Source organism: Isachenkonia alkalipeptolytica, assembly GCF_009910325.1.
GTDB classification, from domain to species: domain Bacteria; phylum Bacillota; class Clostridia; order Peptostreptococcales; family T1SED10-28; genus Isachenkonia; species Isachenkonia alkalipeptolytica.
This window is the reverse complement of record NZ_SUMG01000023.1, coordinates 15,919-37,300: the sequence shown is the minus strand read 5'-3', so window position 1 is coordinate 37,300 and position 21,382 is coordinate 15,919. Positions and strand designations below refer to the sequence as shown.

General features: G+C 45.2%; 17 protein-coding genes. 13 read left to right on the top strand and 4 right to left on the bottom strand.

Annotation, left to right across the window (positions count from 1 at the left end):
- Positions 1–160: 160 nt before the first annotated feature.
- A complete protein-coding gene (locus ISALK_RS13050) occupies positions 161–1,012 on the bottom strand; it encodes an aminotransferase class IV (RefSeq protein ID WP_160723037.1) in 852 nt (283 codons plus the stop codon).
- 159 nt (positions 1,013–1,171) lie between these two features.
- On the opposite strand from ISALK_RS13050, the gene ISALK_RS13045 reads away from it, so the two are divergent.
- From ISALK_RS13045 to flgN, 4 genes are all read left to right on the top strand, one after another.
- On the top strand, positions 1,172–1,579 hold the full coding sequence (locus ISALK_RS13045; RefSeq protein WP_160723035.1) for a flagellar protein FlaG: 408 nt from the start codon (positions 1,172–1,174) through the stop codon (positions 1,577–1,579).
- A gap of 161 nt (positions 1,580–1,740) precedes the next feature.
- Positions 1,741–3,414 carry a flagellar filament capping protein FliD gene (gene fliD / locus ISALK_RS13040; protein WP_160723033.1) on the top strand — a complete coding sequence of 558 codons (1,674 nt, stop codon included), beginning with the start codon at positions 1,741–1,743 and terminating at the stop codon, positions 3,412–3,414.
- 86 nt (positions 3,415–3,500) lie between these two features.
- Positions 3,501–3,881, top strand: a complete 381-nt coding sequence (gene fliS, locus ISALK_RS13035) for a flagellar export chaperone FliS (protein WP_160723031.1) — start codon at positions 3,501–3,503, stop codon at positions 3,879–3,881.
- Between the two features lie 8 nt (positions 3,882–3,889).
- Positions 3,890–4,372: a flagellar export chaperone FlgN gene (flgN, locus tag ISALK_RS13030; protein WP_160723029.1), complete on the top strand. Its 483-nt coding sequence runs from the start codon at positions 3,890–3,892 to the stop codon at positions 4,370–4,372.
- Positions 4,373–4,794: 422 nt separating this feature from the next.
- On the opposite strand, the gene ISALK_RS13025 is transcribed toward flgN, so the two are convergent.
- Together ISALK_RS13025 and ISALK_RS13020 are read right to left on the bottom strand one after the other, a co-directional pair.
- Positions 4,795–5,859 (bottom strand): fasciclin domain-containing protein, encoded by a 1,065-nt coding sequence (locus ISALK_RS13025; RefSeq protein WP_160723027.1) that lies wholly within the window; start codon positions 5,857–5,859, stop codon positions 4,795–4,797.
- 328 nt (positions 5,860–6,187) lie between these two features.
- Positions 6,188–6,820, bottom strand: coding sequence for a fasciclin domain-containing protein (locus ISALK_RS13020; protein ID WP_160723025.1), 633 nt, complete (start codon positions 6,818–6,820; stop codon positions 6,188–6,190).
- A 329-nt stretch (positions 6,821–7,149) separates the two neighbouring features.
- Here ISALK_RS13020 and srtB point away from each other — a divergent pair, with 329 nt between their 5' ends.
- From srtB to prfB, 5 genes are all read left to right on the top strand, one after another.
- Positions 7,150–7,968, top strand: a complete 819-nt coding sequence (srtB, locus tag ISALK_RS13015; RefSeq protein WP_160723023.1) for a class B sortase — start codon at positions 7,150–7,152, stop codon at positions 7,966–7,968.
- A gap of 482 nt (positions 7,969–8,450) precedes the next feature.
- A complete protein-coding gene (hpf, locus tag ISALK_RS13010; protein ID WP_160723021.1) occupies positions 8,451–8,984 on the top strand; it encodes a ribosome hibernation-promoting factor, HPF/YfiA family in 534 nt (177 codons plus the stop codon).
- A gap of 290 nt (positions 8,985–9,274) precedes the next feature.
- On the top strand, positions 9,275–9,874 hold the full coding sequence (locus tag ISALK_RS13005) for a DUF5317 domain-containing protein (RefSeq protein WP_160723019.1): 600 nt from the start codon (positions 9,275–9,277) through the stop codon (positions 9,872–9,874).
- A 558-nt stretch (positions 9,875–10,432) separates the two neighbouring features.
- Entirely contained in the window at positions 10,433–13,108 is a 2,676-nt protein-coding gene (gene secA, locus ISALK_RS13000; RefSeq protein WP_160723017.1) for a preprotein translocase subunit SecA, read from the top strand.
- A 159-nt stretch (positions 13,109–13,267) separates the two neighbouring features.
- Positions 13,268–14,375, top strand: a protein-coding gene (gene prfB, locus ISALK_RS12995) for a peptide chain release factor 2 (protein WP_160723015.1) whose coding sequence is annotated in 2 segments (ribosomal slippage) — positions 13,268–13,330 and positions 13,332–14,375 — 1,107 coding nt in all. Because the reading frame shifts where the segments join, the coding sequence is not laid out codon by codon here.
- A gap of 294 nt (positions 14,376–14,669) precedes the next feature.
- Here the strand turns inward: prfB and ISALK_RS12990 are convergent.
- Positions 14,670–15,119, bottom strand: a complete 450-nt coding sequence (locus ISALK_RS12990; RefSeq protein ID WP_160723013.1) for a YaaR family protein — start codon at positions 15,117–15,119, stop codon at positions 14,670–14,672.
- A 274-nt stretch (positions 15,120–15,393) separates the two neighbouring features.
- Between ISALK_RS12990 and ISALK_RS12985 the strand changes: the two genes are divergently transcribed.
- The 4 genes from ISALK_RS12985 (at position 15,394) to ISALK_RS12970 (ending at position 21,317) form a co-directional block, all read left to right on the top strand.
- A complete protein-coding gene (locus tag ISALK_RS12985; RefSeq protein WP_160723011.1) occupies positions 15,394–18,330 on the top strand; it encodes a DUF6240 domain-containing protein in 2,937 nt (978 codons plus the stop codon).
- A 9-nt stretch (positions 18,331–18,339) separates the two neighbouring features.
- Positions 18,340–18,627: an EscU/YscU/HrcU family type III secretion system export apparatus switch protein gene (locus tag ISALK_RS12980; RefSeq protein ID WP_160723009.1), complete on the top strand. Its 288-nt coding sequence runs from the start codon at positions 18,340–18,342 to the stop codon at positions 18,625–18,627.
- 163 nt (positions 18,628–18,790) lie between these two features.
- Entirely contained in the window at positions 18,791–20,455 is a 1,665-nt protein-coding gene (locus ISALK_RS15405) for a flagellin N-terminal helical domain-containing protein (RefSeq protein WP_160723007.1), read from the top strand.
- A 373-nt stretch (positions 20,456–20,828) separates the two neighbouring features.
- The gene (locus ISALK_RS12970; protein WP_160723005.1) at positions 20,829–21,317 is read left to right on the top strand and encodes a flagellar export chaperone FliS; all 489 of its coding nucleotides are present in this window, start codon (positions 20,829–20,831) and stop codon (positions 21,315–21,317) included.
- The last annotated feature ends 65 nt before the right edge of the window (positions 21,318–21,382 follow it).

Here is a 21,382-nt window from a genome sequence, read left to right as displayed (position 1 = left end):
ACTATAAAAACGAGCATTAGAATACTCGTTTTTAAAGAAATAAATGATATGAAACCCTGTATTTTTTAAGATTATTAGACAGGTCTTATTTAACTTTACAAAGTCTCATTTAGTTCTACAATTGACCTTTATAAGCCGTAAAAAGGGGATTCAGAAAAAGCTAAAGAATCTTCGGAGCAACATTGTTTCTGATTTCCGCTTCGATTAACGCATTGTAAAGCTCCATAATCTTTTGGATCACAGGGTGGGAAGCCGAGGCATAGTGAAGGCTCCCGATCCGCCGAAGGGGGAGAACCTTCGGAGAGGTACCGGTCATAAAAGCGCCGTTCATCCCTTCTAAATCCTTCTCATGGATGGTGGTGACCTCATAGGGAATGTTGTGATCCTCCATAAGCTGCAAAATCTTCTCCCGGGTTATTCCTAAGAGTACCTGTTTTGCCGGAGGGGTATAGACTGTTTGGTTTTTCACAAAGAACAAATTGGAGCGGCTGCCTTCAGAAATTTCTCCGGCTTCATTAACCAGCAAAGCCTCGTAGGCGTCGGCGGCCTTTAACTTTTTTGCCACATCTTCCCGGAGTTCTTTTTGGTATACCTTGGCGTTGGGATTTTCCCGGGTGCCGTGATATAAAATCGTATTTACCCCGGTTTTATAGGCATCCGCAGGGGGATAGCTGCTGGGAATAAAAAATCCGTAGCAGTTTAAGGACCGTTGACCATTAAAATGGGTTACGATGATTTTCAGATTGCAGTTTTCTATGGCGTTCTTGGAAATCAGGGTGAGGATGCTATCCTCTAGGGATCTCAGGGGAGACAGATCGTAGGAATCCCTAAGGTTTAAGATTTTCAGAGAAACGTACAAGCGATTGAGATGCTCCGTTAAAAACAGAGGGGTTCCCTGGATGACCCGAAGCACCTCATAGATGCTTTGATCCTCGGGGATCTCTTCCTGAAACCCTGAGGTTTGGATGATTTCATGATTTTTGAATAGATACTCTCCCGTAAGCTGAGCCATGGTTATTCTCCTTTGCCATTGATTATAAGCTTATCCTATCATAAATCGGGGCTTTTAGAAATTCTTTTAAGAAATATTATAATAAACTAAACAACAAAGAAGAAAGTGCCGATAGAGTAAGTAGAAAGTCATAGAAAGTATTTTAGGAGGGAGCCGAATATGAAAGTAGATGGAGTGAGTTTTGAAAGCGCCAGATCAGCGGCGATCAATACCAATTCTCAGCGGCAAGGACGCCAAGAGCTGGGAGCCCAAGAAGTGGAAAACGGACAAAAGCAAAAGCTTCGAAGTGAGCGAACCGTAACGGAGAATATGGCCCGGGATACGGAGCGGCAGTTGGAGTACACGGAAAAGGATTTGGAAAAAGCCATTGAAAAGGCCAACGAGAGTTTCAAACCCCATAACCGCCGACTGGAATTTGAGCCCCATGAACGGACGGATCGAATGCTGGTAAAGGTGGTGGACACGTCTACGGATGAAATTATTCGGGAAATTCCTCCGGAGAAGATTATCGATATGGTGGCGGATATGCTGGAGATGGCAGGGATACTAATTGACGAGCGGGCATAAAGCCTGAGACTAAATCTTCGCTGGGAGAGCTTAGGCGGACCCATAATAAAGGCACTGTGAAATAAGCAGTAAGGGAAAAAATATTAACGTGGATAATAAACAAAAGCAAAATAAACGAGGAGAAGTTCTAGAACGGTTTTCATAAAGAAAGGGGTTTTACCATGCGAATGGGTGGATTAATGTCCGGAATGGACACGGAACAAATGGTACGGGATTTGATGAAGGTGGAACGAATGAAGGTGGACCGGTTTACCACAGAGCAAACCGAGATTGAGTGGAAGCAGGAAGCCTATCATGATGTGAATAAAACCATGGCGAATTTTGTGTTAAACACCCGACAGGAATTTGGAATCAGCAGCGGATTTGGAAGCACGAATGTGAACAACCTGCCCTGGATTAAAAGTGCAACGGCGGACGGTAGTGCGGTTACAGCCTCAGCCCGAGGAAATGCCATTGAAGGAAATCACGAGGTGGAAGTTGAGAATTTAGCTGAGGTTGCAAGGACCACGTCGTTAAACTTAAAAGGAGATGCGGAAGCGGCGCTACTTGATGAGGACGGCATAATTCATGAGGACTTTTTTGTTGACGGAGATGAAGTCAGCTTTGAAATGACTACCAGCGCCGGCACCGGTACCATTACTCTGGAAAAAGGTATGAATATGCGGGATGTGACCCGAGCCTTTAACAATGCGGTGGTGGATGAAGGAGATAATGCGGGACAGAACTTGGGACTACGTACTTCCTACGATGCCGGTTTGGACCGAATGATGATTATGACCCGAAACTCCGGGGAAGAGGAGTTTATGCATATAGACGCGACTACTGATACCAGCGGGATTGCCGGCGCAATCTTTTCTAATGAAGGCGATCAAAACATTTTTACCGAGGTTCAGCGAGATGAAGACGGTAACATTGAACGAGATGGAGAAGGAAACCCTACCCACGGCATCGGCGGCCAGGATGCAAGAATAACTTTTAACGGCGACGAGATCACAAGCTCAAACAATAATGTATCCGTATTCGGGATTGATCTGCAGCTTCGAACGAAAGGCACAACCACGGTCCGGGTAGAAACCGACGTAGACGGCATCTATGATCAGATCAAAGGTTTTGTGGATGAATACAACGATCTTATAGATGCGGTAAACGGTCCCACCCAGGAAAAATACGACCGGGAGTACGGGCCCTTAACCGATGAACAAAGACAGGCCATGAACGAAGACGATATAGAAAAATGGGAAGAACGGGCAAGGTCGGGACTGCTGGCCAATGACCGAACCTTAACCAGGACACTTCAAACGTTACGAAGCAGTATGTATGAATCCATTGAAAATACGGCGGGAGAGTACAGCCATATTACCCAAATCGGAATTTCCACCGGGAATTATCAGCAGGGTGGGCGACTGGAGATTGAAGAAGATAAACTAAGAGATGCTATTGCCAATGATCCTGAGGGAGTGCTGGATGTATTCTTTAAGGCTCCCGCCGAGGGAGAGGGAAAAGAAGGAACCGGATTGGTTCAACGGGCTTATGACGATATAACCGACGGCATGAAGGAAGTAATCCGTCAATCGGGTCCGGGGGAAGACGCCGGCCTTTACCGAAATGTACGAAGCAATCTGTTAATTGATTTCGTTACCCAGCAAGGAGCCATCTCCCGTCTGGACCGGGATGTTCAAAGCATCCAACAGCGAATTGCCACGGAAGAGCGACGACTGATGCAAACAGAGGAACGATATTGGAATCAGTTTACCGCTATGGAAAAGGCTATGTCCCAGATGAACGACCAGGCGGGCTGGCTTGCCCAGCAAATGGGGGGCATGGGAATGCAGTAGTACCATTAGGCAAAGCCGTAAAATAATCAGGGGTTAAGGGCTAACTCTTTTCCCTGTTTTTACTTATCTATTTAGGAGGAATCAATATGGCAGTAAGAAATCCGTACAACACTTATAAAGAAAACAGCGTAAAAACCGCGAGTCCCGAAGAGCTGACCTTAATGCTTTATAACGGAGCGTTAAAATTTATTAATAAAGGGAAGATGGGCATTGAGGGAAAAAATATTCAAGAGGCCAACGAAGGCATTAAACGGGCCCAAGATATTATTCATGAGTTGAACAACTCCCTTAATATGGACTATGAAATGTCCAAAAACATGCGAAGCCTTTATACCTATATTCTTGAAAAACTGGTGGAGGGAAACATTAAGAAAACCACGGAGCCCCTGGATGAAGCCAAGGAAATGATCACGGAGCTTCGGGATACCTGGAAAGAAGCGATGAAAATCGCCAAAGGAAAGCGATAGGTGATGGGATGAACCGGAGTAAGGAACTAACCGAATACCTCTACCGGATCAGCGAGGCAAAGCTGCAGCTGATGGTCACCTTGCTGGAGGCCACCCAGGAACAGCAACAGGCCCTGGAAGAGGAAAACCTGGAGGTGTTGGATCAGGCCATCGGGAAAAAGAATAAAATCATTGAGAAAATCGACGTGCTGGACAAGGAATTTGCAGAAAAATATCAGGATCTTAAAGAAGCTTTAGGGATTGAAGATCTATCGAAGGTAGAGGAAGAGCCCGTGGAAGGTTTTAAGGATTTAAAGGAAAAAATCCAGGAAATCATGGCTACGGCCAATAAGGTTAATCAGATGGATCAGGAAAACATGAAAAAGATGAAAAAAGATATGGAGAAGGTCCAATCGAAAATTAAAAATGCCCGTACGGGGAAAAAAGCCATGGGAAGTTATAACAAGAAATATAAGCAAAGCGAATCGATTTTTATTGATAAGAAAAAGTAAATGGTTTATAATGATGAAACGGGTAAAGGGTCTGTGGTTGAAAGTCCAAGCTAGTCGCAGGCAAAGGGATCCACGTAAGGTAGTGAAAAAATTTTACTGCTGAGCATGGTGCGGCTTAGAAGTAAGTCCTGCCGAGGAAATCGAGAGGTTTAGTAGTCAAGGCAAACCCTTGGCGAACTTCCCAGCAGGCGGGTGTGGGGTCAAAAACCAGGTCAGCCTTTACCCGTACAAAAAGTGTACCAGGGGGTCGGACCCTGTGGTACACTTTTTTTGTACCACCGGGTCCGACCCCCTGGTACACTTTTGCAAAAAAAAGTACCGGATTGAGAGAAATGTCTCGATCCGGTACTTCTGATTTATTTGTTGGATAATGATAATCGTTTAATACCAATATTCCTTATGTCAGCCACACTGTCAGTCAGTTACTTTCGCTTCTTTACGATCCAAAGTCCGGATAATCCGGCAGCGCCTGCTACAACAAAGGGAATCATTCCGATGTCGCCGGTTTGTGGAACTTCTTCTTCTTCAGCGCCGAAAGCTTCGGGTACTAATACCTCATCGATTGCATGAATAACACCGTTGGAAGCTTCGATGTCCGCATCGATTACTTCGGAATCGTTAACAAATACGCCGTCTTCTAAGCTGATCATAACGGTTTCTCCCTGTAGGGTTTCAGGCTCCATGCCCTCCTCTAAATCCGTAGAGAATACAGCCCCTTCCACTACGTGGTATAACAGAACATCGGCTAAGTCAGGATGCTCTAACAAGTCGTCTTTTTCAATGTCTAAAGCTTCCAGTAATGCGGCAAAGGCATCATTAGTAGGTGCAAATACGGTGAAAGGACCGTCATCTTCTAAAGCATCTACTAAATCTGCTGCAACTAAGGCTTCAACCAGGATACTAAAGTCGTCGTTAGCTTGAGCGATTTCAACGATGCTTTGTAATTCTTCTTCGCCGTTTTCGGAGTAATCTAATTCAAATACATCAGGAACCAATACTGTGTCGATTACATGAACCACACCGTTTTCCGCTTCTAGGTCGAATAATCCGTCATCCACTAGAATTTCTGCGTCATTTACCATAAAGGTAGATGCGTCAATCGCTACGTTTTCCCCAAGAAGGGTTTCAACGTCTCCGGTTTCTAGATCTTCGGACATAACTTTTCCGGAAACCACATGATACAGTAATACTTCTTCTAATTGTGGATGGGCAAGAAGGTCTTCCGCTTCAATTTCCAGTGCGGCTAATAAATTAGCAAAAGCTTCATCCGTTGGAGCAAATACGGTAAAGGGGCCTTCTCCCTGTAAGGTTTCCACAAGACCTGCTTCGGTTAAGGCGGCTACTAAGGTATCAAATTCCCCTTCGGTATCCACTGCGATGTCCACCACGGTATCCGCAAGATGTTCATGGGCGAATGCCGCACCTCCGAAACTAAACACCATTAACACTACTATCAATAATCCGGACAATAATCGACTCTTTTTCATTTTCTTTTCCTCCTTTTGTTTTTTAAAAATTTATCTTATGTTCCGATTAAAAGTTTCAACTGGCTGTCATGTGTAACACATTCCAATAATACCCACCGGGGGGTAGGACCAAACATTAATTTCTGAAAATTAGCAAAATTTATTGTAAAATATTCAAGATTGTAGTAAAACAGGGCCGTAGAAAACTTAGCCCCAGAAAAGAATACCGTCTAGAGACGTAAAGATTTCCATCCGGTATTCTCTGAATAGGGAACAATGATGATTATTGAATTTTATTAAATGCTATTGAATGTTATGGTTTATTATGTCAGGTTACAGGGGCAGTCTGTTATTTACGCTTCTTTGCGATCCAAAGTCCGGATAATCCCGCAGCGCCTGCTACAACAAAGGGAATCATTCCGATGTCCCCGGTTTGAGGAACGTCTTCTTCTTCCGCGTAATCCAGTTCAAATACATCGGGTACCAATACGGTGTCAATAACATGGACCACACCGTTTTCCGCTTCTAAGTCAAATAATTCGGCCTCAACCATAATGGCCGCTTCTTCATTAATCATAAAGTTTTCGGCATCAACGGTAATCATTTCTCCCAGTAGGGTTTCCACTTCACCGTCTTCTAAATCCCCGGACATTACTTTTCCGGAAACCACATGATACAGTAATACTTCTTCTAATTGTGGATGGGCTAGAAGGTCTGCCGCTTCAATTTCCAGTGCGGCTAATAAATCACCAAAGGCTTCGTCTGTTGGAGCAAATACGGTAAAGGGACCCTCACCCTGTAAGGTTTCCACAAGACCTGCTTCGGTTAAGGCAGCTACTAAGGTATCAAATTCCCCTTCGGTATCCACTGCGATGTCCACCACGGTATCCGCAAGATGTTCATGGGCGAATGCCGCACCTCCGAAACTAAACACCATTAATACTGCAATTAACAATCCGGACAATAATCTACTTTTTTTCATTTTCTTTTCCTCCTTTTGTTTTTTTATAACGTTTATTCTATGTTCCCGTGATGATTCGCAAATGGATGTCAATTAATAAGATATATCAATAATACCCCGTGGGGGAGGGTTCAAACATGGAAAAATGAAAAAATTGAAACTTCCTTTCATTTAATGTAAATAAATTGAAGGTGTTAGAAAATCATGAATAGGGGTAAAAAGAAAATAAAAACCACATTCCTGGACCGGAGAAGCCGCCGGTGGTAAAATGTTTTATATAAGCTTTTATCTGAGAGCTTTGTAGCAGGACGGTCAATAATCGGATCATAATAGAAGGAAGGTGCATAACCGTGGATAATAATAAAAATAATAAAAAAGATTATAAAAAAAATCTGCTGCTGGGAATTTCCCTTGCGCTGTTACTGTTTTCCCTGGTGGGCCTGGGTTTTCGCTGGAGGGATCAATACAACAATGAACAGGCCGTGGAAGAAGCCCGGAAAATTGCCCGGGAGAGCCGGGAGAGTGAGTCCGAAGATTTTTATCAGCAGGATGCTATAACCATCGGATGGGAAAGAGAAGCAACAGATGAAGCGCCCAAGGAAGCCCTCCCCTTTATTCAGGAGCTTCAAGAGAAAAATCCCGAGGTGGTGGGTTGGATCGAGGTTGCGGGAACAGAAATTGATTACCCCGTAGTTCAGGCCGAGGATAATGAATTTTATCTAAAAAGAGACTGGTTGGGACAGGATAACTCCGCCGGTGCCATCTTTATGGATTATCGTAATGATCCCTTAGGCCTTGAAGAAAGAAAAACCCATACCATTTTATATGGCCACCATCGCCAGGACGGATCCATGTTTCAAAATTTGATGAATTATAAAGATGAAGCGTATTTCAGGGAAAACCCCACCTTTGAGGTAACGGATCAATACGGAACCCACACCTTTGAGATTTTTTCCGTATATGTGACCAGCATCGATTTTTATTTTATCGAAACCCGCTTTCCCGAGGATGAAGACTTCGAAGTATTTTTAGATTCCATTATTGAACGGCGGAAGTTTGACAGCGATGTAAAGGTCAGTGCAGAGGATCACCTCCTTACTTTATCCACCTGCACCTATGAATATGACGATGCCCGTTTTGTGGTGCACGCCCGAAGAGTGGAGGAGTAAAAAGAGTAAAGGCGTAAAAAATGTCGTATTCTGTATAATCCATGAATGATTTTAATAAATGATAAGTAAGAAAGAAGGCTTTCATCGGAAAAACCTATTTTTCGAAGAACTGTACACAGTCTTTAAAAAAACTGTGCATAGATTAATGCGGTTTTTCACAGAGTTATACACAGAAAAAATCCGGAATATACAGTTGTGCACAAAACCGTCCACATTATCCACAGGAAAATCGGAAATTCACCCACAGGGTTACAGGATTTACCCACAGGAAATTTGGGATAAGATTTTTCCGGGTCAAATTCCATAGAATAATAATAAATATACAGTTTCGACAAATACTTCGGGGTTTCTCAGGAAAGGTGTTTGTACTGAACAATCCTGGGTAAAGATTATGATAACACCGAAGAACCACTTACATTTTAAACACATTTTAAGGGGTGAACCCTTATTAAGTGAATCACAATTAGGAAGGGGAGCTGTATATGAAAGCAATTATTAGCGGAAAAAATGTAGGAGTAACCAACGCTCTAAAGGAGACGATTGAATCAAAGCTTTCCAAGCTAGATAAGTTTTTCCATGAGGATATGGAGGCCCAGGTAACCCTGTCGGTTGAAAAGGAACGACAAATTATTGAGGTAACCATTCCCGTAAGCGGATCGATTCTACGGGCGGAACACGACACTGATGATATGTATGCATCTATAGACGGAGTTGTGGATAAGTTGACCCGGCAATTGAAAAAACACAAAGCAAAACTTCAGGAAAAGCACAAAAAAGGAGCTTTCCGATTTGAGAACATTTTGGACTATCAGCCTCAGGAGGAGGAGAAAGAAGGGAAAATCGTTAAAACCAAGCGGTTTGCGGTGAAACCCATGGACGCTGAGGAAGCGGTTCTGCAAATGGAACTTTTGGGCCATAATTTCTTTGTCTTCGCCAACGGTGAGACCGACGAGGTAAACGTGGTATACAAAAGAAATGACGGAGACTACGGATTGATCGAACCGGAATACGATTAGGGGTTTTCTTAACTAAAACTAAAACAGAAAGATAAAAATAGAAAGATAGAAATAGAAAAAAGAACAAGGAACTATTTGAAGCGATCACAGTGATAAAACAATGAATTGGAGCCTGTACACCGGGCTCCTTTTTTGCGGGGGTAAAAAAAGCTAAAAAAAACTCAGCATAAAAAGCAGGAATAATAAAAGTTATGAAGAATTAGTGTTAAGGAGAGAATTATAGTAGAATAGAAAATAAGCGAGAAATAAGCGAGTAAGATTAATCGTTAGAGAAAGGAAGTTCGATTACTGTGGTAGTGGAAGCTATTTTATTAGGCTTGATCCTGGGAAAACTCCGTAGCGGAAGCTTTAAAAATCTGGGAAGATTTGCATTGAAGCTTCCGGTAATTTTGATTATCGGATTTTTAGGCTATGTGGTTACCTCCCTTTTGGTCTTTTTCGGCAATGATTTTGTTGTGGAAAATCTTTTGTATCTGAAGATCGGCATATATTTACTGCTGTTTGTTGTTTTATTTTTCAACCTGCAATACCGGTCCGTATGGCTGATTTTGTTCGGCACCCTGTCGAATTTCACCGCCATTGTTCTGAATGACGGGCGCATGCCCTTAGATCCCGAGGCCCTTGAGCAAGCGGGGATGGTCAGCATGGAAACCAGCCTCCAGGCGGGGACCCTTCATAACTATATCAACATCGAAGCCGTGGAAGGATTCACCGCGAACTTAGGGAAGTTTCTGGCCACGCCGGAGATCTATCCCTTCAGCCAGGTCTTCAGTCCCGGGGATGTTTTTATTGCTGTGGGCGTATTCTTTTTAGTCCAGCGGGCCATGACCAAGGTTACCAGTCGTTTTCGCTCGGTGCGGTTTGATCATCAAAGAGAGCGGTTCCGCTAGGGATCATTCCCTGAGGGATAGCGAAGGCATAACGAAGGCATAACAAAGACATAGCAACGGCATAGCAAGGGTATAACAAAGGAATAACAAAGGAATAACAAAGGAATAACAAGGGTATAACAAAGGAATAACAAAGGAATAACAAAGGAATAACAAAGACATAGCAACGGCATAGCAAGGGTATAGAAGGCATAGCAGGACGGAAAAGATCAGGGGGCTCCTTTGATCTTTTTTTCTTTCCCGCAACAGTCCGAGGAGGGCAAGGCTAAAAATTTGTGTCTGTTTGGGATTAATGATAAAATGAATAGGACTATGAATAATTCTGTTGGAAGGATTCAATCATTATGGGAATCCCCCGGAATATGAAAATATGGCAGTAAAGAACTGGACATTAATAAACCGAAGATTGGGAAAAAGCCGCCGGGAAGTACTTTGCCTCTAATCAAGGTTTGTCGGCTGTTTTGTTGGCGGTATAGTATGTTTGTAAAGGATAATTACAATCCATAGTAAATTAAATAGTAGTGCGTAACTAAATGAAACAGTGAGAGGTGTGGAACCATGAAAAAAATGTTTGAGAAATTGTTTGGCAGCCAGAGCGAGCGGGAATTGAAAAAGATGGACAGCAAAGTGGATGCGGTGGAAGCTTTGGCCGAGGAGTATAAAAGTCTTAGCGAAGAGGCCCTTAGGGGAAAGACGGAAGAGTTTAAAAAACGGTTGCAGGGGGGCGAAAGCTTAGAGGATATCCTGCCGGAAGCCTTTGCCACGGTACGGGAGGCCTCCACTCGGGTCCTGGGACTGACCCACTATCGGGTCCAGCTTTATGGGGGGATCGTGCTCCATGAAGGACGGATCGCCGAGATGAAAACCGGGGAAGGTAAAACTTTGGTAGCCCCGTTGGCAGTATACTTAAATGCCATTGAAGGAAAAGGCGCCCACGTGATTACGGTAAACGATTACTTAGCCGAGCGTGACAAGGAATGGATGGGAAAACTCTATGAGTACTTAGGCCTCACGGTGGGGGTAATCGTCCATGGTCAGAAAAAAGATTTTCGAAAAGAGCAGTACAGCTGTGATGTGACCTATGGTACCAATAACGAGTTCGGCTTTGATTACCTTCGGGATAACATGGTTATTTACAAAGATGAAATGGTGCAGCGGGGACAACATTTTGCCATCATTGATGAGGTGGACTCCATCTTAATCGATGAGGCCAGAACCCCTCTGATTATTTCCGGTAAAGGGGATAAATCCACGGGGATCTACAGCTCCGCCGATCAATTTGCCCGAATGTTAAAGGATGAAGAGGATTACACCATCGAGGAAAAGGCAAAAAGTGTAACCTTAACGGAAGAAGGGGTGGAAAAGGCGGAAAAGGCCTTTGGGATTGATAACCTGTCGGACCCCGAGCATATGACCCTGGCCCACCATATCAACCAGGCCCTAAAGGCGCGAACCTTAATGCGCCGGGACCGGGACTATGTGGTAAAGGACGGGGAAGTGGTGATCGTCGACGACTTTACGGGTCGATTGATGTTTGGACGGCGCTACTCCGACGGACTGCACCAGGCCATTGAAGCGAAGGAAAAGCTCGAAGTTCGCCGGGAGTCCAAGACCCTGGCCAGCATCACCTTTCAAAACTACTTTAGAATGTATGATAAACTCGCCGGTATGACCGGTACCGCCAAAACCGAAGAGGATGAGTTCTTAGCCATATACGGCATGGACGTTGTGGAAATTCCCACGAACAAACCGGTTATTCGAAAGGACCATCCCGATGTGATCTATAAAACCGTGGAAGGCAAGTTTGCAGCCTTAATCGAAGAGATCGCCGAGCTTCATAAGGATGGACAGCCCATGCTGGTGGGTACCATTTCCATTGAAAACTCCGAGGATCTTTCCGGTAGATTGAAGAAAAAAGGCATCACCCATGAAGTCCTGAATGCCAAGCAGCATGATAGGGAAGCGGAAATTGTGGCCCAGGCGGGACGAAAAGGGGCGGTGACCATTGCCACCAACATGGCCGGCCGTGGTACCGACATTATCCTTGGAGGAAACCCGGAGTTCTTAGCAAGAAAAGCCATGCGAAAGAACGGTTACTCCGATGAGATCATCAATGAAGTCACCGGCGCCCAGGAGCTTACGGATCAGGACTTATTGGATGCCAAGAGAAAATACGACTTGTATTTTGAACAGTATAAAGAGGAAACCGATCAGGAAAACAAAGAGGTGATCAAGGTCGGAGGCCTTCATATCATCGGTACGGAACGGCATGAGTCCCGACGGATCGACAATCAGCTTCGAGGACGGGCCGGTCGTCAGGGAGACCCGGGATCCTCAAGATTTTTCATCTCCTTAGAGGACGATTTAATGCGCCTCTTCGGGGGAGAGCGAATGCAGGGTATGGTGGAAAAACTGGGGATCGAAGAGGATCAGGCCATTGAAAACCGTATGCTCAGCAATTCCATCGAAAATGCCCAAAAGAAAGTGGAGGGCAAGAACTTCTCCATCCGTAAACATGTCCTGCAGTACGACGATGTGATGAACAAACAGCGGGAAGTTATTTACAATGAGCGTCAAAAGGTGCTGGAAGGCGAGAATATGAAAGACCATATCTTCGGTATGGTAGAAGAGTTGGTAAACGGCGCTGTGGAAATCTACACCGCCGACGGACAGTTCCCGGAAGAGTGGGATTTAGACGGTCTGAAGGACTATTTAACCGGGCAGTTCCTGCCCAAGGATCGCCTGGACTTCGGCGACATTGAAGACCTTACCCGGGAATCCTTAAGGGAAATCATTCTAAACACCGCGCGGGAAGTGTACACTGAGAAGGAAGAAGAAGTCGGCGAAGAACGGATGCGGGAAGTGGAGCGGATCATCCTGCTTCGAATCATCGACCAGAAGTGGATGGACCATATCGATGATATGGACCAGTTAAAGCAGGGAATCAACCTTCGGGCCATCGGCCAGCAGGACCCGGTCCGGGCCTATCAGGTAGAGGGTTATGAAATGTTCCAGGCTATGACCCACAGTATTCAGGAGGATACGGTGAAGTACCTCTTTAGAATTGACCCGGAATCCACCATAGAACGAAAAGCCGTCGCAAAGCCCTCCACCGCCAGCCACGGGAAGGCACAGCAAAAGACCGTGGTCAAAGGGGAGCGGGTGGGACGAAACGATCCCTGCCCCTGCGGCAGCGGCAAGAAATATAAAAAGTGCCACGGGAAAAATGAGTAACAGGGCATTTTTGTACCCGTTTCTACCCGTAGGTCAAAAGTGTACCAGGGGGTCGGACCCCCTGGTACACTTTTACCCTCGGTATACTTTTAGCATCGGGAAATAAAAATCCCTTAAGGAAAAAAGCGTTAGTTCGAGAACAGTTAAGGAGGCCATTTAATGATTAATACTGATCAGTATCAACAAAAATTGCAAGAGCTTCAAGAGACTTTGGAAGAAGTGAGGGTTTCTCTTTGACATAGAAAATCTGAAGGAAAAAACGGAGGAGCTGGACTTTAAAATGACCGAGGAGGGCTTCTGGGACGATCCCGAGGAGGCTCGAAAAATCGTCAAGGCCGCCAACCGCTACAAAGAGGAAATCGAATACTATAATAAACTGGTAAAGGATTTGGAAGAGCTGGAGATGATGCTCAGCTTCATCGAAGATGGAGACGAAAGCTTTGAGAAGGAATTTTACCGGGAGCTGGAGAAGTTAGAACAAAATCTGGAGAAAAAACGACTGCAGTTGCTGCTTACGGGAAAATACGACAAGAACAACGCCATCCTCGCCATCAACTCGGGAACCGGGGGCCTGGATGCCCAGGACTGGGCAAAAATGCTTCTTCGAATGTATACCCGCTGGGCGGAAGGCCATGGATACAGTGTGGAAATTCTGGACTATATTCAGGATCCCGAGGCGGGGATTAAAAGTGCCACGATTCTCGTTAAAGGAGAAAATGCCTACGGGTACCTTCGGAGTGAAAAAGGGGTCCATCGCCTGGTTCGGATCTCCCCCTTCGATTCCTCGGGGAAACGCCACACCTCCTTTGCTTCGGTGGACGTGATGCCGGAGATGGATGAGGACGTGAAGGTCAACATCGATCCGAAGAACTTGAAAATTGACACTTACCGGGCCAGCGGCGCCGGAGGGCAGCACGTCAATAAGACGGACTCCGCCGTTCGGATCACCCACCTTCCCACAGGGGTTGTGGTCCAGTGCCAAAATCAGCGCTCCCAGCACAGCAATAAGGACGCAGCGATGAAAATGCTGATGGCAAAACTGATCGATATCAAAGAGCAGGAGCAAAAAGAGCATATTGAAGATCTTCAGGGGGAATACACGGAAATCGCCTGGGGATCCCAAATCCGCTCCTATGTATTCAATCCTTATAACTTGGCGAAGGATCACCGCACCGGCGAGGAAAGCGGAAACATTTCCGCCGTGATGGACGGGGCGATCGATCCCTTCATTATCGCTTATCTGCAAGGAAAGCGGGCGGAGGAGTAATAAGAGCCGCACTATCTGCAAGCGCCGCAAGAGCTGCATGAGCCGCAAGAGCTGCATGAGCCGCCGGCGTCTGCAAAAATCCATAAAAAAAGCGAAGAACTCTACTAAGTAGAAGCTTCCTCGCTTTTTTTTATATGTCCGGCTATTCAGCCTGCTGACAAAGCCCTGGGGTCCTTGATCTATGTATCAATGGTAGCGATGGCCAAAAGTGTACCAGGGGGTCGGACCCCGTGGTACAAAAATGCGCTTTATATTCAAAAGTGTACCACGGGGTCCGACCCCCTGGTACAAAAATTACATAAAAACGTCGATCAGCATGCCCTTGATATCATCGAGCTTTCGAAGCACAGAAATCCGGTCCACTTCCTGGTTTAAAAACTCCTTGGTTAAATGATCCAGCTCCCGGTCCACATTTTTCACAATGCTGTATACCCGGTGGCGGCCCCGCTTATCCAGAAAGTTTTGTTTTTCAAAGTGGTGGGAATTTTTCACCGCCACATCCAAAAACTCCTGAACCAGGCCTTTATATTTAATCACTTCGGAGAGATGAAGCTTATCTCCGATGCGATCCGACTGCTTGGAAATTTTGTCATATAAACTCTCCAGATGATTTCTGACATCGTCGGATTTGATTTCCTGAAATTTCGTTAAAAACTCCTGTTTTTGCACTTCCTTGCGACTTTTGGTCTCTTCAAAGCCGGGAAAGGATTCAATGGAGCCGATTGAGTTGATATTGTTATCCATAACTAGACCTCCGATATATATATAACTGAAAATTGCAGTTTGTTTCCCTTTATTTTTTTAGATGTTCTCCCATTATAACCTACTATTACTATCGGCGCCACTGTAAAAATGTTTAGGGGAAATTTCTCGGGAATCTTTCGTTAAGGCATCGGGGGTTTCTGTCGATAACATAAGAGAAGAAGAAAATTGCAATGAATGAAGAATCAAAGGAGAAGCGAAGAAGAATCAAAGGAAAACAGAACTCAATCCATAAGGAAAATAGGTGAGGGAAGCAATGAATAATACGATACAAAACAGTCAGTCTCAACGAATCCTCAATGAAGGCTACGTCGCGGGACTGAAATCCAAAAAATATCAAGGGGTGCTCTTAGAGAAGTCCGGCAAGGACGTAAGGGTGGATCTCGGAGAGAATAAAATGTTAACGGCACAACTGAAAACGGAAATCGATGCCAGCGTGGGGGATTCCGTAACCATTGAAAAACGGGATATCGTGGCCGCGGAAATTCAGCAAAAATCGGAATACACCCCAGGGGATCCTAAAACTTCAAGCCCTCATGAAAAGCTGATTGAGAAAATGGGGCTGAGCCCGACGAAGGATCACGTTGAGGGCATGAAAACCCTGGAAAAGTTCGGCATGGAGCTGACCCGGGAAAACCTGCTAAGCTATATCGGCGGCAAAAAGCAGTTGCAGCGGGTGTCCTCGGAACTGGACTATGAAAAGGCCCTAAAGCTGGTGGAGAAAAACGTGGATCTTGAGAAGGACTCCCTGCAAAAAATCGGCGATGAACTGGAAAAAATCAAGGGAGAAAAACCGAACTTCCTGCAAAAACTCTTTTCCTTTAAAAAAGAACTGTCCACCGAGGAGGCGGAGTCCAAGGCCAAGGAACTCTACGGAAGCAAAATGGGAAAGGACATCACCGACATCATCAAAGCCGTGCATAAAACCGGCGGGGAGATGAGTAAGGAAAACATCAACAAAATCCATGAAACCTTTTCCAAGCTGGATAACCTAAAGGATTTAAAGGAAGAGAATCTGATTGATTCCATAAAAAATAAGATCGACCCCAGCATTAAAAATCTCTATAAGATGAAAAATGCGGTGGTATCGGGAGCGATCAAAACCGGCGGGGCCATTGGAAAGATGGTCTCCAAACTCTACGGCGGCACTCAGCCCCAGGAGGTTAGCGCGAAGGATTTAAAGGGAATGGAAAAAGAAATTGCCGCCCGGCTGGAAGGGGAAGGCCTTAAAAGCGGCAAGGAGGAAGTAGCCCTGGCAAAAAAAATGATCGCCCGGGGAATCCCCCTGACCAAGGAAAACTTTGAAAAAGCCCGGGAGTTAAAAGACAGCCTCGCCCATGTATCGAAGGATCTGAATTACGAGCGGGCCAGCGTGATATCTGAAGCCAAGGGAGATCTGGAAAGCAAGGATCTTCGGGAGCTATCCGGCCTGCTTCGGGAGGTACAGGATGCGGAGGTGCAAAAAGAGCAGGGAGGCCAACGGCTCAGCGAACAGGCTAGGCTGCTGGAGCGTATGGAAGCCCTGGAGGGGCAAAAGTCGGAAAATATGGCTCTGCATATGCGGCGAAGCATCCCGGTAAGCCTTAAAAACATGGAAGAAATGGCAGCGGAGCTTACAGCAGAAAAGGCAGCGGAAAGTGCGCAGCCGAAAACAGAGGAAACCCTACAGCAAAATCTGGCCCTTGGCAAAGCCCTCCTTAAAAACGGCATGGCCATCAACCGGGAAAACTTAGTCCAGCTCTTTGAGCATCAGCAAAACTTTGACAGCATCAAACTGGGCCTTCAAAATCTCAGGGGAGGCGCCATCGATATGGAAAAACTGATGGCCTTAGAACTGGGAGAAGCCCGGGACGCCGTAGAAAACCAAAGCGCCGCCCCAACGGAAACAAAAGCCGGCCTCGACGGGGGAATTAACCGGCTTATGATGATGGACACTTTAAAAAGCATTGAGCCGAACACCATGGCTTTTCATAGGGAAAATCAGCTGCCGGAGACGGTGGAGGCCCTGAAACTCAGTCAGGATTTACTGACGGGAAAAATCTCGGAAAAAGCCTTTCAGGAAGGACTGAAGGCCATGGATATTCCCACGGAGAATCTAAACTTAGCGGCGAAAAATAACCTGAGAAATCAAAACATAAATACCGCGAACAATTCTCCGATGAAGGACATCGGCATTAAGGCCTTGGAAAACCGTATCATCAATATATTAGATAAAATCAGTCCCGAATTTTTGAAGCAGATGGAAAAGGAAGGGCTGACACCGGAAAAAATGGAACTTGGAGAGCTGAACAAAGCGCTGCAGGACTTTGCAAAGGAGCACAAGCAAGATCTTTCCTATCAAAGGATCCAAGATATGGTGGATACCTTAAAAGAAGGCCTCGGCAAGAACGCTTCAAAGGAAGAGGGACTACTGTCTCTAATGGTGAAAAATCAGGTGCCGATGAACTTAAAAGAGGCCTATCAAATGACGTCTTTTCTAAACAACAAAGGCCAAATCGGCGCAGAGATGAAAGGTTTTGTGGATACCCTGGAGCGGGAGATGCTGATTCGGGAAGAACAGGGGATTTTCTCCAAGGAAATGCGGGAGTTACTCCAGGAAGGAAGAGCCCTACTGGGAGAAATGGCCACCGCCGTAAAAAACGGAACCCTCCAACAGCAAAAGCCCTACCAGACCTTTGCAAACTTTATGGAAAAGATGGAATCCCAGCGGGAGAATCTGGACCGGGGGACGCTTTCCGCCCTGCGGGAATCCGGGGAGCGGGTGCTTTCCGCCATCGAGACCCAGTCCAATGTCAATCGCCAGGACACGCTACTTCAGCTTCCCATGATGTTCGGCGGTGAGATGAAAAATTTGCAGATGTATGTGATGCAGGATGAGAAGAAGACGAAAAAGATCGATCCCAAGGATATGTCGATTCTCTTGAACTTTGATACGAAAAGCCTTGGAAACGTGAACATGTACCTCGGGGTGAAACATAGAAACGTGGTGATGAAAGTCGGCATCGAAGACGGCGAAAATCAGCAGGTGATTGAGGGCTACCGGGAAAAGCTGGAAAAACTTCTGGGAGAAGTGGGTTATCAGTTAAAGGAGCTTACCTTCAAGGTGGATGAGGGGATCCACACCCTGTCCCTGGCCGATGAGATCAAGGATCTGGATAAGAACAAACGGGGTCTTTTGGACATGAAAGTATAAGGTGATACCATGGAAAAGAAGAGAAAACTAAAACGGGCCGTAGCGCTGAAATACGACGTGCAAAAACACGACGTTCCCCGGGTTACCGCCAGGGGCAAAGGGGTTGCGGCGGAAAACATGATCAAGCGAGGGGAAGAGGAAGGGGTCTCCATCTACGAAGACGAAAGGCTGGTGAAGAAATTGATCGAATATGAAGTGGGTACCGACATCCCGCCGGAGCTTTACGAGATTGTGGCACAGGTTTTGGTGTTCGTAGAAAGTGTGGATGAGAACCAGGTGAAGGCGGCGAAGAAATAGAGAAACAATCGCGATCAAATGAAATAAAAATCCCCCAAAAACTCTAAAGACTGTAGAAGAAAAGGTCGATAGATTAACTAGACAAATAAAAGGCCATAATCAAACGCAAGGATGCGGATGAAAAATATGACGGAGCATAATTCAAAATACAGGAGGAAATGTTATGCGAATTAATCACAATATCCCGGCACTAAATGCCCACAGACAGTTAAACCAAACCAACCGAAACCTAGGGGGGGTTCTTGAGAGACTATCCTCAGGAAAGCGAATCAACAAAGCCGCCGACGACGCCGCAGGCATGGCGATCTCGGAGAAGATGAAAGCCCAAGTAAGAGGATTACGAAAAGCTTCACAAAACACGTTAGACGGAATTTCCTTAATCCAAACCGCCGAGGGTGCCATGAACGAAGTGCACTCCATGCTACAGCGAATGCGAGAGCTTGCGGTACAGTCAGCCAATGGATCCTCAACAAACGATGACCGAAAAGCCATCCAGGATGAAGTAAATCAACTAACCTCGGAGATTAACCGAATCGCCAACGGAACAGAGTTTAATACGAGAAATTTGTTGCGAGGAAATGAAGCGGAAAACTCAAATACTTCGGTACATAGAATGAGTACGGGAAGTTCTGCAATTGCAGAGGTACAACTGTCGGATGGTTTAGATGATATAGACAGTTCCGACAGATTATCGATTTTTGTAGATGATGAAGAGAAGATTGTTTACTTAAATGAAGTAACTGCTATAGAAGAAGATGATGATGATGAAAGATATGAATTGAAAGCTAAAGCTTTGGAAAATGCGATAAATAAAGCTGTAGGAGATGCCGCAGAAGCTAGTTTATATGTAGATGGAAATGACACATATATTGAAATAAAAACCACTTCCATAGGAGGAAGAAGTACCATTGAAATAGAGGGTACAATGGAAAATATATTTGGTGAAGATGCAGTTGAAGAGGACGGATGGGCAGGACTTTCGGAATCCAGCACTCGTCAAGCTCAAGGGTCTTTCATGTTTAATAAGCTTCCGGAAGCAGGTTCCAAAATAACTATCGGTAGAGAGACCATTGAATTTTTCGACAGTTCAAAAGAAGCATATACTGGTACAAATAGAGCGATTGATATTTATAATGACAGTGAATCGAAACTTAAAAGTCCTGCAGATTTAGTTTCTGAGATCACAAACTTAAATGTTGATGGGGTAAACTTAGGGATCGATGGAGCCTATGATGATGGTATGAACGATGTTAAGTTCTCCAACCGCTTATCTATCCAAGCGAAAGATACCGGTTTCCAAGGTCATTTAATTTATCTAGAAGGCACGTTAGAAAACTTTAATACTAACCTACAGGTAGGACCCAACCAAGGACAGGGTTTTAGACTAGAAGTCGGAGACATTCGGGCGACAAAGTTAAACATCAGTTCTGTTGACTTGCATGGTAATCCCGGTGTAATGGGTGCAACTTTCACAGAAACTCCTAATGTTACCGATGGTCTTAGTTCTAGTATGGAAGAACATGCATTGAATGTCTCAACTGAGGAAACGGCTACAGCGGCGATCACAGTATATGATAACGCAATTAAAAATGTCGCCGAACTCCGAGGAGGCCTGGGCGCCATCCAAAATCGCCTGGAATACACCGCAGCAAACCTGGACAACACCACCGAAAACCTAACCGCAGCATTATCTCGAATTGAGGACGCGGATATGGCCCTGGAGATGTCCGAGTACACGAAGTTAAACATCCTAAACCAGGCAGGAACCTCTATGCTTGCGCAAGCGAACCAAATGCCACAGTCCGTCCTACAACTATTAGGCGGTTAATGGCTCCCAGATAAAATAATCAGCTTTAAGCCAAACAGCGGGTAATGGTTTTGACATTATTGTAAGCAGTTTTGTAATCACTTAAAATCATACCAAATCAGTTATGTTCACTAAAATCAACATACCAATCACTTAAGAGACGCAGAGGAATCCCCCCTAAATTCTTCTGTGTCCCTATTTTGGAAACTTTTGCAGGGGTGCTGTGATGAAATTTCATAGGATCTTTGTGCATAATCCTATAAGGATCCATGTATTTAATTGCGAGCAACGTTTAGACTTAAAGCGACGTTTAGACTTATATGTTTAGGCTTATATGTTTAGACTTATTATGTTTAGATTTATAATGAAAGAAGAAAAACCGAGGAGGTTTATAATGGAGCGGGAATATTTATCGAATAAAATTGCAAATGCCAATGAAGCCCAGCTTGTGGCGGTGCTGTATGAGGCGGCGATGATGAACTTGGAAGCGGCGGTTTACGCCATTGAAAAATCCAATGAAGAATTACTAGGGGAAAAGGTGGAAAAAACAAGAGACATTATCGCAGAGCTGAACGCCACCACCCAGGGAGACTCTCAAATCGCTTTGGATATCCGCAGTCTATATGTATACGTGAACAAAGTGATCACCCAGGGAAAAACCGAAAAAGCTCCGGCGAAACTGCAAGAGGGAATCAAAGTCTTAAAGCCCCTTTATGAAGCCTGGGTGGAACTTGGTGAAAAGCAGGACACGGAAGGCATTGAAAAACAGGAAGCCGACCCGAACCTAAAGAAAAAGCGGCAAATCGTGGCGGGGATGACCTACGGCAAAGGCAATCTAACGGATCATGTGATGAATGATAACAACGGTCTGGGCAGAGGCTAAGTAGAGGCTAAAAGGAAGGGATTTTTAGCTGAATATAAATCCTGCTCGCCGAGGATTGACCTGGA

Coding starts and splice junctions, on each gene's coding strand:
- ISALK_RS12990 (WP_160723013.1), bottom strand. CDS start 15,119: ATGGATAACAATATCAACTCAATCGGCTCCATTGAATCCTTTCCCGGC.
- ISALK_RS13050 (WP_160723037.1), bottom strand. CDS start 1,012: ATGGCTCAGCTTACGGGAGAGTATCTATTCAAAAATCATGAAATCATC.
- ISALK_RS13025 (WP_160723027.1), bottom strand. CDS start 5,859: ATGAAAAAGAGTCGATTATTGTCCGGATTATTGATAGTAGTGTTAATG.
- ISALK_RS13020 (WP_160723025.1), bottom strand. CDS start 6,820: ATGAAAAAAAGTAGATTATTGTCCGGATTGTTAATTGCAGTATTAATG.
- flgN (WP_160723029.1), top strand. CDS start 3,890: ATGAACCGGAGTAAGGAACTAACCGAATACCTCTACCGGATCAGCGAG.
- ISALK_RS15405 (WP_160723007.1), top strand. CDS start 18,791: ATGCGAATTAATCACAATATCCCGGCACTAAATGCCCACAGACAGTTA.
- ISALK_RS12985 (WP_160723011.1), top strand. CDS start 15,394: ATGAATAATACGATACAAAACAGTCAGTCTCAACGAATCCTCAATGAA.
- ISALK_RS13045 (WP_160723035.1), top strand. CDS start 1,172: ATGAAAGTAGATGGAGTGAGTTTTGAAAGCGCCAGATCAGCGGCGATC.
- fliD (WP_160723033.1), top strand. CDS start 1,741: ATGCGAATGGGTGGATTAATGTCCGGAATGGACACGGAACAAATGGTA.
- fliS (WP_160723031.1), top strand. CDS start 3,501: ATGGCAGTAAGAAATCCGTACAACACTTATAAAGAAAACAGCGTAAAA.
- ISALK_RS12980 (WP_160723009.1), top strand. CDS start 18,340: ATGGAAAAGAAGAGAAAACTAAAACGGGCCGTAGCGCTGAAATACGAC.
- ISALK_RS12970 (WP_160723005.1), top strand. CDS start 20,829: ATGGAGCGGGAATATTTATCGAATAAAATTGCAAATGCCAATGAAGCC.
- hpf (WP_160723021.1), top strand. CDS start 8,451: ATGAAAGCAATTATTAGCGGAAAAAATGTAGGAGTAACCAACGCTCTA.
- secA (WP_160723017.1), top strand. CDS start 10,433: ATGAAAAAAATGTTTGAGAAATTGTTTGGCAGCCAGAGCGAGCGGGAA.